Genomic DNA, 11212 nt, shown 5'->3' on the forward strand with positions numbered 1-11212 from the left:
CGAATCACGCTATAATAGGGATACCCTGAGGAAAGGCGAAGGAAAGGAAATGCGACTGAAATCCATTCAAAAATGCCAGCCGGGTGATAAACTGGCTCGTTCCATCTATACAGAGAATGGAACGATTCTCGTTGGCGCCGGAGTAGAACTAACCCAACGAATGATAACTCGACTTAAAAACAAAAACGTGAACAGTCTCTACATCCAAGACAAGCGCACGGATGATATCGTTGTGGAGACAGTCATTTCCGAAAATACTCGCAGACAAGCAATGTCCATGATTCACGATACATTCCGAACCGTTCATCAAGTCCCGGACAAATGGCAGCAGCTTTTTTCGGACAAGGGTTTGGGACGTAAGCTGCGGGATGTCATGCAAACCGTTGCGGATGAATTAAACAGCAATGATTCAGCCATGAATTTATTGGCAGATGCTTGCGCCTTCGACAATTACATATTCACGCACTCATTTAACGTTGCCTTGTATAGCACAGCTCTCGCCATAAATACCGGCTGTTCGGAAAAAGATGTGTTGGAGATTAGTATTGGCGGTATGCTCCACGATATTGGAAAAGTGCATATCCCAGACAACATTTTGAAAAAGCCGGGCCGCCTTACACAAGAAGAATATGAAATCATGAAAAGACATACGGAGATCGGTTTTGAAATGCTGCGCCGGCAAGACGACATCCCTTTGCTTGCAGCCCACTGCGCTTTTCAGCATCACGAGCGCTGGGATGGCTCCGGTTATCCACGGCACCTGAAAAAAGAAGAGATTCATCCGTTTGGTCGCTTGATGGCAGTGGCTGATGTATTCGATGCCCTGACGTCGCATCGAGTATACCGTCGAGGAATGCTCCCTCACGAAGCGATGGAGGTGCTCTACTCCGGTTCAGGCAAACTGTTTGACCATATGTATGTAGAGGCTTTGCGAAATACGATTGCACTCTACCCTGTTGGTCTGACCGTCAGCCTGAACAATGGTATGTCTGGTGTCGTCGTCGATTCGAACAAAGGAATGCCGAGCCGTCCGATCGTCAGAGTCTTGGTGGATGAAGAAGGTCGGGATATCGAGCATCCCTATGAGTGTGACTTGTCCAAAATGCTGACGCTCATGATCATCGCCTGTGGAGATTTGGTATAATCAGAGCCAGTCCTTCTTTTTGAAAATGATAAACATCGTCGTGCCGATGGCAGCCATACATCCCAGCACGATGTAATAGCCGTAGGGTGAACGCAGCTCGGGCATCACATCAAAGTTCATCCCGTATATACCCGTCACAATCGTCAACGGCATAAAAATCGTCGTTAGGGCGGTAAAAACACGCATAATATCGTTGGCTCTTCCGGCAAGCGCCGCTTGATACGCTTCGCGCAAGTTTCCGATGAGCTCGCGAAAGGCTTCAAAGCTCTCTACAATTTTGCTGGCATCTTCTACAATATCGCCAAAGTACTTCCGCAGATAAGGTTGAATCAGCGGGAGTTCTTTTTTATGTAGGGCGTCAATCAAATCCCGCTGGGGAACGAGCATTTTACGGGCGTACAAGATTTCACTGCGCAGCCCGATAATTTGATCCAGATGGGATTTTTTCGTGTGCATCAAAATTTGTTCTTCCAGATCTTCAAGCAGGTCCTCAATTTTTTCAGTCACATCAAAATAACGATCGACAATTTGATCTACCAAGTAGTACAGAAACGCATCGGGGCGATTGACTTCTTTTTCCCGGATGATCGACAGCATGGTAGTGAATTCGGGGGCCTCCTGCTTCGTTACGGTGATAATGGTACTACTGCCCAAAAAAATATTGATCTCCCGCAAGAAGATATCATGATTGTGGAAGGTAATGCCATTGATGACCATAAAGTAATGATCATCGTAATGTTGCAGCTTGGGCCGCTGTTCTTCCTCGTCGATGCAGTCCTCGACAGCCAGATGATGCAGTCCGAACAGCGGCTGTAAAATATCCAAATCGAATGGAGCGGCATGAATCCAGTAAAACCCGTTCACAGGTGGAGTAGCAGCCTCTTCGATGTCTTCTATCTCAGTGATGATTCCGTTTTGTACGAGTCTGATCTTCATGATTGATTCTCCTGCAAGTGGATTCGGTTGCGGCAGGTAGACGGGGCCAGATTTGTGTGAGAATCAGTTCATAAGCAGAACGAAGTGCTCGGCGGCTAGGCGGAGCCTGTGATGCACGCTGTTGCTTGGGAATCGTCATGTAAGTTCGCCTCCTCGATGAAAGCCTTCATCCTATACGTATGAACGTCACCTTGTCCTTTTTCCCGCTGCGGCTAGCTGTGGTAATTCTCTTGATTCGTATTCATGTGCACCTGCCAGTCCAAGAGAGGCGATGTGATGCATGGCCCCTGCGACATCGATTGCTGTGACAGGTTGATAGGCGCGTAACGGCCCGATCCAGAGAAACGAGAGTGAGTGTGATAGCTTCGCACCGAGCTCTTCCGATCGACGGTGTTCCTGTCGCGCACCTAGTAAAAGCGAGGGGTGGAACAAATGCAGACTCGGAAGCGCCAACTCGCGCAATGCTTCCTCCAGCTCACCTTTTACACGGTTATAGAAAAAGACGGATCGGCTATATGCGCCGATTGCTGTGATGATGAGAAACTGGCTGGCTCCTTCTTCTTTTGCCATACGAGCTATTTCGAGTGGGTACTGATAATCCACTGTGCGAAACGCCTCGCGACTTCCAGCCTTTTTCATGGTTGTCCCCAAGCAACAATAGATGTCTGCTCCTTCTAAAAAGGGGCGGCAATCTCCCAACTGACGAAAGTCAATGACGACTGTCTGCAAGCGAGGATGCGTGAAAGGGAGCTCGTTGCGGACGACAGCGATGACTTTTCCATATGCGTCATCTTCTAAGAGAAGCTGTAGCAATGCACGACCGACGAGTCCAGTCGCTCCAAATAATACCGCACGTTTTATTGCCATAGTGTTCCTCACTTTCTACGATCCCTCTCTCTTATTTTACCGTTTAGGACGGTTTGACCAAAGCCATTTTTTGCATACTACAGATAACCTGAACAGATGAAAAGGTGGATGTGTCGACATGTGGACTAGCAAGAGGGTAGGTATGATCGGCTGTATCGTATGGATGTTGGCAGGAGCTGGGTGGGGACAAGCCGCTTTTGCCCTGGAGGTGAGAGAGGTACAGCCGCCTCCGACTGTATTTGAGGAAATCCAGATCAAACGGCAGGATGTGACAGGCGATGGTCGGCCGGATCTCGTTACGTTGCTAGGAAAGAGATTTGCGGCAGACAGTCCTTACTTCGAACACTTGAAAATCATGGTTCAAGACCCCGTTGCGAAAAAAACAACCTTTTTTACAACACCGTATGGCGCTTATCAGCCGGAGATGTTCTTCTGTGATTTTACAGGAGGGGGTGTGCAACAAATTTTACTTCAGGCACCGACTGGAGGCAGTGCAGGGACGTCTGAGTTTTATTTGTTCGCAGACAAGGACAACAAGCCGGCGATTCTGCCAGTTCCGCAGCCCTTGACGATTTCGGGCTCCTATCAGGATCATTATAAAGTGCCATTGACGATTAAGGAGACGGGGGAGACTGTCGTTCTCGATTTGTCTGATCGCAAAAAAATCTATGAAGAAAATGGTGTATACAAGAACGGGAAGCTGGTTTCTCCAGTAGAGGTCATGCCTAACACGTTCAGCGTACTCATGCCCATCGATGAGAACCGCGATGGCATCTGTGAATTAAAAGGGGAACAGAGAGTCAGTGGTGTTGCCAACGCCGATACGATCGCGTATGTGGAGTCGTACTGGAAATGGGACAAGACAAGCTGGAAGCTGCAACGGGTAGTTGTGAGGAAAGCGGAAATGTAGGCGTAGCTAGGTTCATACAACCGCCCATGGACAAGCTGGGCGGTTTACACCCGTTTGTAAAGGGGTATATAATTGAAAGGATATTCCAGAGATATATGTACTCGGATAAAAGGAGTTCAGGCTATGAGCACATGTCCGTTTTCCACCTTTTTTGGGTTGAAAAGGAAAGGAAAAAGTGAATCTTTTTTTCAGGGGGGGAAGGAAAAAGGGGAAGTGCATATTGTAGGGAAAAGCACCCTCGCAAAGCAACTAGAAATGATCAACCTGACCGAAGAAGAACTGTCCATTGTGAAAGCACTTCAGCCACTTATCATTCAAAATATTGACGCTATTGTCGACTACTTTTATGCCAGTATTGAAAAAGAACCACTTTTAATGAAGATTGTAAATCAAAACAGCACGATTGAGCGGTTGAAATTAACGTTGAACCGTCATATCTCCGAAATGTTTAGCGGACGCATCGACAGCGCTTACATTGAACAGCGCAGTAGAATTGCGGTTATTCATATGCGAATTGGCTTGGAACCAAAATGGTACTTGAGTGCATTCCAAAACATGATGGTTGCCTTGATTGATCTCTTGCAAAAAAATATCGCGGACAAGGATGAATTCGTACAAGCCCTCAAGGCAGTCACGAAGATTCTCAGCATTGAACAGCAAATTGTGCTGGAGGAATATGAAAACGAGCATGAAAAGGCGCGGCAAGTGGAACAAGACAAAAAGGACGAGCTGCGAATCCTCCTGACCAATTCTGCGCATGAGTTGGCAGCGGTCTCTGAAGAAAACAGCGCGTCTGTTGTGCAATTGACAGAACAGTCGAGAGAAGTGCTTCGTTTTGCTGAAAATGGCACGGGCTTTTCCACGAAAGCACAAGACCTGTCCCGTGAAGGCAAAGAAAAGCTGGAAAAACAACAGGAGCAAATGTGCTTGATTCAGAGCAGTGTCAAGCAAATCGCGGAAGAAATGAACGCGATGGAGGCAAACGCAGAAAAAATCCAAGGGATTGTAGAGGTCGTGACAGCAATTGCTGAGCAGACGAATCTCTTGGCGTTAAATGCTGCGATTGAAGCAGCACGTGCTGGCGAACAGGGACGCGGATTTGCCGTCGTAGCCGATGAGGTACGTAAGCTGGCAGAACAGACCAAAAAGTCGGTTTTCGGTGTGCGTGAGCTGATCGAGAAGACGAATCAACAGACAGTGGTCCTCTCGTCTGTCGTGGTAGAAATTCAATCGCTGGTCCAATCGAGCACTGCGGTAGTAAACGAGACGAATGCCTTTTTTGAAGGAATCATGAGCGCTGTCTCAGACAGTAAAGAACAGAGCTCACGGATTCAGCGGGAACTGGAAAACTTCTTCAAAGTCATGGAAGATATGAACCAAGCGGTGGCACAGGTAGCCAGCTCTGCGGATGAGCTGTCGGAAATAACAGAAAACCTGTAAAAAAACAAAAATCAGTATGAAGTTTTCGGTTCAAAGGGAACAATATTGGCGGCAATTACGCAATGGAGGACTGTAGACGTTTACGGAAACAACCGGACTTTGTCCATTGTTGCGAATGGCGTGAATTTCCCCAGGCTCTACAAAATAGTATTCACCCGTGCTGACATGAGTTGTTTGTGCTCGTTGTACTTCACTTTCATTATTCGTTTGGACATAAATCATATTTGTTAACGTGCCTGAGACTACCAATTCCCATCCAAAAGAGTCACCGTGATTATGTGGAATGGATTCCTGATTTGCCGGCAAATGGATCAAGACAACCTCTACATGTGGCGTGGAGAATAATACTTTGCGTCCATAGGGCAGGTTTAACGGCTCCGGGATGTATGGACCGAGTTGTTCCATGCAGGGAGACAAGGAAATGAGAGCGTGTCTAAGCTGGGCAGGAGTAGGCGAAACGAGGGAGCCAAATGCTTGTTCCAGACGTTCCTGATTCATAAATAACCTCCCAAACGAAAGTCATACTCCCTACACCATATGATCAAATTTCAAGAGTAGTGATAGCCTGAGCTCGTCTAAAAGGAAATTATTTACCATTATTATTACATTGTAAATCAACAGGATTACTTGAGTTTAAGACGCTTTTAGAGAAAAAGCGTCTTTTTTGTGCTATCGACAATCAGCTGACTCACCACCTATTATGGAAGTACGGCAACAAATGCCGTACAGGACGATTTGGGGAAGCGTCCCCCTTCGGAATGGTTCGAGAAACATAGGCTTTTTCTGATTTTCATTCAAGAGGAGGCATGCGCATGTCAACTGCCATAATCAGTGTACGCACCCACTAGAGGGGGGCGTTGATTCAAACCACCTGTCATGATCGGGAGGTTTGGATGTAGATGAATAAGAAATGGTATTTGTATGTCAATGCGTTGTCATCATTGGGATCACGGATGAATTTGATCGCGTGTAGCGCGTTGATTTTTACATTTGAACATAGTGCTTATTGGTTGACCGCTTTTTTCGTTGCAAGACAACTAGGAGGGATGCTGTTTAGTCCCTTGGCAGGCATATTGGCTGATCGAATGGACAGAAGGCGCACCATGATCGCAAGCGACATGGGAGCAGGTCTTGCTATTTTGGCCATCGCTTTTTATCCGACGCCGTATGTATTAATCGCAGCGACTTTTCTCAATGGAATGCTGTATACGTTGTTCCATATTAGCTTTCAGGCATCCTTGCCACAAATATTTGGGAGTGAGCAACTGGTTCAGGTCAATGGATTAAAGGTCAGGCTGGAGTCATTGGTAGGCATCATGGGCTTCATGCTGGGAGGATGGCTGACAGATCACTATGGTTATACAATTGTGATCGCCTTGGATGTCGCCAGCTTTCTTTTCTCTGCATGGATTCTGACGAGACTTCGTTGGGAGGAGAAGGGGGGCAATGCGCTAGCTACGTCAAAAGCAGCGAGCAGCTTTCGTGTCACCCTTCGTTACTTGAGGGATACACCCGTGCTTCTGACAATTAGCCTGTTAGCTTTTCTCGTATCGCTGAGTACGTCTGCGTATAATTACGGGTTGCCTTTTTTGGCGGATCAATTGCGTGGTAGTGACGCTACCCTGCACGGATTGATGTGGACGGCGATGAGCGTCGGAGGCTTGATTGGCTCCTATGTGGCAGCTCGTTTGCAGGTGAAGCTGGTGAATGGAATGCTCGTCGCATATGCTGTTTTTTCCGTGGCGATTGTAGGGGCATTCGCGGCAAACCATGCTGTGTCTGTGCTATTGCTCTTGATTTTCGCGGGTCTATTTTCCGGCGCAGCACAAGTTTATGAGAGCACACTTTTGCAACAAGCCCAAAACGAGCTGCGCGGCAAGGTGATGGGGGTGCAGGGGCTCTTGAGTCGAAGCGGGTACTTCGCTGGTTTTCTCATGGCCCCATTCTTGGCAGGTGCCTTTACTTTATTTGGGATGCTGGTCTTTGCCCAATTGATGTTTGCCGCAGGACTGATCGGATTTGGCTTGTATCTCGTTTTTTAAATAGAAAACTGCCTCCCGATACACGTAGTCTTTTTTCCACCTTCTAACCATAGGATGTACCAGTTGGGAGGTGTCGGGATTGGCCGTATTTCGACCCCGTCGGCGTTGGAGAAACCCGCTTTCACGTACGAAAGCGTTTTTGATCGCGTTGGTTATCTTTTTTGTTTTGACGATACAGACACTTGTGTTTTTGCAAAATCGATTGGAGCCTACTCTCTTGATTTTGGCTACGCAAAAAGCCGAGCAATTAGCGAAAGAAGCGATAACAGATGCCGTAACCAAGCGGATTTCGCAACAAGGCGTCGACTTCAATCAGATTGTCAAAATCGAGAAGAACAACGAGGGGCAGATTCAGGCGTATCAGTTCAACTTCAAGGAATATGCGAGAATCGTGGGCGAAACAACAGCGAGAGTCCAGAATAAGCTCCAAGAGTTCGAGCAAGAAAAAGTAGACCGCACGATCCCGCTTGGTTTGGCTACCGGGAACTCCTTTTTGGCATCAATGGGGCCGAATTTGCCAGTGACTTTCGTGCCCATCGGCTCGGTCAAGACCAAGCTGGAGACAGAGCTGAAGGAAGCAGGCATCAATATGGTGCTGGCGACGGTATATATTTTCGTGGAGGTCGATCTGCGCATCGTTATCCCTTTTGCAACTGAGGAGCAGACGGTCACGACGAAAATCCCGATCACCCATTCCTTGATCATTGGCGATGTACCGACGTATTTGTACAACAGCTCGGAAGGCAAGCCGGATGTGCCGCGGATCCCTGGGGATACACCGAACAGCACTCCGTAATCGCGGAATAGGAAAAAGCGGCAGCGCTTGGCTGTCGCTTTTTTTGTGTGCACCCAGCATGGATTGTCATTCCTAAACGGCTTTAAATGATGAAGGTGATGGTGTTGATTTAGGCCAGTTTGATAAGAGAATAGATGGAAAAACAATAAACAAAAGGCTACATTGGATGATACAGGTAAAATCCTTCGAGAATAAGCTTGAGGTGGAAATTTGATGAATATCACTACGATAGTTGAGGGCATATGGGGAAAGAAATGGTCTCCATCAGAGGATATGGAACGAGATATAGAGTGTGATACGGCTCTCTTAGATCATAGTCATCTAGTGGCGGAACGTTTCCCGCAAAAAAGTTTTAATCTGGATAGATTCCCCTTGCAAATAAAAAATCAAACTGTTTTTGAACAAGTAAATATCTTTTTTGACATGACGAATGATAATCCTACCCTAATTCAATCCTATCTAAGAGAAGAAGAGAAATTTAAACAGGTATTCCGTAAACTTTGGGTGTACAATTCAGTTTGGATTAAAACAGCATTACCTAATGTAAACGTGGAAATAGCAGCAGATGCTCTAGATAGTGACAATAAAAAAATAAGGGTTAAAGAAATTCATTCACAATTGAAAGCATCTGGTAGTAAGAGTATCAAAATAAATAATCTACATGATTTTGAATTATTCCTTGAATTAGGGCTTCGTGAGAAAGTCTCTACCGTGTTTATATTTGAAGATATGAAGATTTGTGTATGGTCAAATTTTGATTTTTCGTTACCCTTGTATTCGGATGATGATAAATACACTGAGCTACTCCAAAGGATTTGTACTACGGAGGGAATATATTTGCGCTCATTAACTGATTGATCATTTTAGAGCAAATAATATAGAAAAAGCGACAGCGCAATGCTGTCGCTTTTTGGCGTGAAGGAACATGAAAAAGAGAAAGTTTGACACGAATACGATTAACGAGCAAAAATGGTTGGGGCTATGAATTGAGGAGATCACTTATAGGAAGGAAAATCGCGTCTATGGACTTGAAAAAACTACACTACTTTATTGCAGTAGCAGAGGAACTGCATTTCAATCGCGCTGCGAGTAAACTGAATATGACGCAACCACCGTTGACTCAACAAATTCAAAGTCTCGAGGAAGAACTTGGCGTACAGCTGTTGGAGAGGACCAAGAGACAGGTTCGTCTTACGGCAGCAGGCGCGATTTTTTTGGATGAATCCAGAAGAATTGTTTCCCAGTTGGAACAAGCCGTTACGAGAACAAAACGGGCAAGCCAAGGAAAAATTGGACATTTGTCCATTGCATTTGTAGATTCGGCAGTGGGCGATATGTTGGTTCATGTCATAAAGGGATTTCGTGAGCGTTTTCCAGAGGTGGAGCTGTCTCTATTAGAAATGACATCTGCCGAACAACGGAAAGCTTTAGAGGATGGGAAAATTGATATTGGCTTCCTGCGTGTGGCAGAACCGTCCATCCATATCACTTCTCGCTTGTTTACCAACGAAACACTTGTTGCCGTACTGCCCAAGAATCATCCCCTTGCTTTACAGCCAGCCCTTTCTGTACAGGCATTAGCGGACGAGCCCTTTATTTTGTTTCCGCATCGGATGGGGACTTCTTTTCACGACTTCATTTTAAACTTTTGCAGGCAACATGGATTTTTGCCTCGCGTCGTGCAGGAAGCTGTTCAAATGTATACGATTGTGAATCTGGTAGCTGCTGGTATAGGTATCTCCATTGTTCCCTCATCGGTAGCTGTTTTCCAACGCAGTGATGTTGTATTCCGAACTTTTATCGAAGAGCCACCTCCAGTCCCACTCTATGCCGCTTGGAAAACAGAGAGAAGCGAGCCTGTTCTGGCAAACTTTCTGGATGTGATGGAAGAAACGACATCTTAGCCTGTTTTCTTAGGGTCAAACTCTGCTACGCCAGCTAATAGATGATTGATTTGCTGCATGACCTGCGTATCTAGTTTGACTCCTGCAGCTTTGACGTTTTCTTTGATCTGTTCGGGGTTCGAGGCGCCAATAATAGCGGAGGATACATGCTGGTTTTGAAGAACCCATGCAACGGCAAGTTGCGGAAGCGTCAAACCAGCTTCTTGTGCGATCGGCTTGATTCGCTCAATTACCTGAAGAACTTCTTTTTGCAGCCATTGTCCGACCAGTTTATCGAAAAAGGGAGATCCAGCGGTTGAAGCCGCTCGGGAGCCCTCGGGTATTGGCCTGTCGGGTGTATATTTTCCGGAAAGAATGCCTTGCGCCAGTGGTGACCAGACAATTTGTCCGATTCCTTCACGCTCGCACGCTGGTATGACCTCGGCTTCAATCACACGCCACAGCATGGAATACTGAGGTTGACTGGCTACGAAGGGAACCTGATATTCCTTTGCCAAAGCAGCTCCCAGCTCTATTTGCTCTGCCGTCCATTCACTTACCCCTACATAGAGAACCTTTCCCTGCCGAACCAAATCGGAAAAGGCCAAAAATGTTTCTTCCAGCGATGTAGTTGGATCAAAACGGTGTGCATAATAGACGTCAATGTAATCCGTTTGCAATCTGCGAAGGGAAGCGTGGCAGGCTTCCATGATGTGTTTACGGGAGAGACCCCGATCGTTTTTTCCGGTACCGGTCGGATGAAAAACCTTCGTGCACAACTCAATACTTTCACGACGAATCCTCTTTAAAGACTCACCCAAAATCGCTTCCGCTCTCGTTTCCGAATACACATCAGCAGTATCGAACGTGGTGATTCCAGCGTCTAATGCAGCATGTACGCAGGCTTGTGCTGTGGTGTCATCTACTTGAGCACCGTGAGTGATCCAGTTTCCCAATGCAATCTCGCTTACGGATAAGCCGCTTTTGCCAAGTCTCCGATATTCCATGGAGTCCTTCCTCCTTCCAAATTTAAACAGATTATAACAAGTGTAATTAAATATGAAAAATATATAAAATGATCATGATTAATATGGAAATCATATTATTTGGACCAAACCGTATTCATTGACCAAGGTTTGTTAATTATTCACATTTTCTGCAATCATTTGCCGCTATGATGAGAGTTGGATGTGA

Annotated in this window: 12 protein-coding genes; 7 read left to right on the top strand and 5 right to left on the bottom strand. The window is 46.2% G+C overall.

What is annotated here, in order from left to right; genetic code table 11:
* The first annotated feature begins 49 nt into the window (after window positions 1–49).
* Window positions 50–1144 (top strand): HD-GYP domain-containing protein, encoded by a 1095-nt coding sequence (locus PMI05_RS00135; RefSeq protein ID WP_007715669.1) that lies wholly within the window; start codon window positions 50–52, stop codon window positions 1142–1144.
* Here the strand turns inward: PMI05_RS00135 and corA are convergent, their stop codons facing one another.
* From corA to PMI05_RS00145, 3 genes are read right to left on the bottom strand one after another with little or no spacing between them, the layout of a single operon-like run.
* Window positions 1145–2080, bottom strand: coding sequence for a magnesium/cobalt transporter CorA (gene corA, locus PMI05_RS00140; protein WP_007715672.1), 936 nt, complete (start codon window positions 2078–2080; stop codon window positions 1145–1147).
* Window positions 2043–2219, bottom strand: coding sequence for a hypothetical protein (locus PMI05_RS30600; protein WP_007715675.1), 177 nt, complete (start codon window positions 2217–2219; stop codon window positions 2043–2045). Before PMI05_RS30600 ends, corA begins: the two co-directional genes overlap by 38 nt.
* Before the next feature lie 47 nt (window positions 2220–2266).
* Window positions 2267–2947, bottom strand: a complete 681-nt coding sequence (locus PMI05_RS00145) for an NAD(P)H-binding protein (RefSeq protein ID WP_007715677.1) — start codon at window positions 2945–2947, stop codon at window positions 2267–2269.
* Window positions 2948–3065: 118 nt separating this feature from the next.
* On the opposite strand from PMI05_RS00145, the gene PMI05_RS00150 reads away from it, so the two are divergent.
* Both PMI05_RS00150 and PMI05_RS00155 read left to right on the top strand, forming a co-directional pair.
* On the top strand, window positions 3066–3857 hold the full coding sequence (locus PMI05_RS00150) for a hypothetical protein (protein ID WP_007715679.1): 792 nt from the start codon (window positions 3066–3068) through the stop codon (window positions 3855–3857).
* A gap of 123 nt (window positions 3858–3980) precedes the next feature.
* Window positions 3981–5297: a globin-coupled sensor protein gene (locus PMI05_RS00155; protein ID WP_007715684.1), complete on the top strand. Its 1317-nt coding sequence runs from the start codon at window positions 3981–3983 to the stop codon at window positions 5295–5297.
* A gap of 30 nt (window positions 5298–5327) precedes the next feature.
* Here the strand turns inward: PMI05_RS00155 and PMI05_RS00160 are convergent, their stop codons facing one another.
* A complete protein-coding gene (locus tag PMI05_RS00160; RefSeq protein ID WP_007715697.1) occupies window positions 5328–5795 on the bottom strand; it encodes a cysteine dioxygenase family protein in 468 nt (155 codons plus the stop codon).
* Window positions 5796–6196: 401 nt separating this feature from the next.
* Here PMI05_RS00160 and PMI05_RS00165 point away from each other — a divergent pair, with 401 nt between their 5' ends.
* The 4 genes from PMI05_RS00165 to PMI05_RS00180 all read left to right on the top strand — a co-directional run bounded on the left by PMI05_RS00165 (window position 6197) and on the right by PMI05_RS00180 (window position 10039).
* Window positions 6197–7339, top strand: coding sequence for an MFS transporter (locus PMI05_RS00165; RefSeq protein WP_007715699.1), 1143 nt, complete (start codon window positions 6197–6199; stop codon window positions 7337–7339).
* A gap of 70 nt (window positions 7340–7409) precedes the next feature.
* On the top strand, window positions 7410–8135 hold the full coding sequence (gene yunB, locus PMI05_RS00170) for a sporulation protein YunB (RefSeq protein WP_039959870.1): 726 nt from the start codon (window positions 7410–7412) through the stop codon (window positions 8133–8135).
* Between the two features lie 213 nt (window positions 8136–8348).
* Complete coding sequence (locus PMI05_RS00175; protein WP_007715705.1) at window positions 8349–8993, top strand: hypothetical protein; 645 nt, start codon at window positions 8349–8351, stop codon at window positions 8991–8993.
* 164 nt (window positions 8994–9157) lie between these two features.
* Window positions 9158–10039, top strand: coding sequence for a LysR substrate-binding domain-containing protein (locus PMI05_RS00180; RefSeq protein ID WP_007715708.1), 882 nt, complete (start codon window positions 9158–9160; stop codon window positions 10037–10039).
* Here PMI05_RS00180 and PMI05_RS00185 read toward each other — a convergent pair.
* Window positions 10036–11025 (bottom strand): aldo/keto reductase family protein, encoded by a 990-nt coding sequence (locus PMI05_RS00185; RefSeq protein ID WP_007715711.1) that lies wholly within the window; start codon window positions 11023–11025, stop codon window positions 10036–10038. The genes PMI05_RS00180 and PMI05_RS00185 overlap by 4 nt on opposite strands.
* Window positions 11026–11212 lie beyond the last annotated feature (187 nt).

The organism is Brevibacillus sp. BC25 (genome assembly GCF_000282075.1).
In the GTDB taxonomy this organism is placed as follows: Bacteria; Bacillota; Bacilli; order Brevibacillales; family Brevibacillaceae; genus Brevibacillus.

Excerpts from the sequence above, each read along its gene's own strand:
- PMI05_RS00135 (WP_007715669.1), top strand. The coding sequence starts at position 50 with ATGCGACTGAAATCCATTCAAAAATGCCAGCCGGGTGATAAACTGGCT.
- corA (WP_007715672.1), bottom strand. The coding sequence starts at position 2,080 with ATGAAGATCAGACTCGTACAAAACGGAATCATCACTGAGATAGAAGAC.
- PMI05_RS30600 (WP_007715675.1), bottom strand. The coding sequence starts at position 2,219 with ATGACGATTCCCAAGCAACAGCGTGCATCACAGGCTCCGCCTAGCCGC.
- PMI05_RS00145 (WP_007715677.1), bottom strand. The coding sequence starts at position 2,947 with ATGGCAATAAAACGTGCGGTATTATTTGGAGCGACTGGACTCGTCGGT.
- PMI05_RS00150 (WP_007715679.1), top strand. The coding sequence starts at position 3,066 with ATGTGGACTAGCAAGAGGGTAGGTATGATCGGCTGTATCGTATGGATG.
- PMI05_RS00155 (WP_007715684.1), top strand. The coding sequence starts at position 3,981 with ATGAGCACATGTCCGTTTTCCACCTTTTTTGGGTTGAAAAGGAAAGGA.
- PMI05_RS00160 (WP_007715697.1), bottom strand. The coding sequence starts at position 5,795 with ATGAATCAGGAACGTCTGGAACAAGCATTTGGCTCCCTCGTTTCGCCT.
- PMI05_RS00165 (WP_007715699.1), top strand. The coding sequence starts at position 6,197 with ATGAATAAGAAATGGTATTTGTATGTCAATGCGTTGTCATCATTGGGA.
- PMI05_RS00175 (WP_007715705.1), top strand. The coding sequence starts at position 8,349 with ATGAATATCACTACGATAGTTGAGGGCATATGGGGAAAGAAATGGTCT.
- PMI05_RS00180 (WP_007715708.1), top strand. The coding sequence starts at position 9,158 with ATGGACTTGAAAAAACTACACTACTTTATTGCAGTAGCAGAGGAACTG.
- PMI05_RS00185 (WP_007715711.1), bottom strand. The coding sequence starts at position 11,025 with ATGGAATATCGGAGACTTGGCAAAAGCGGCTTATCCGTAAGCGAGATT.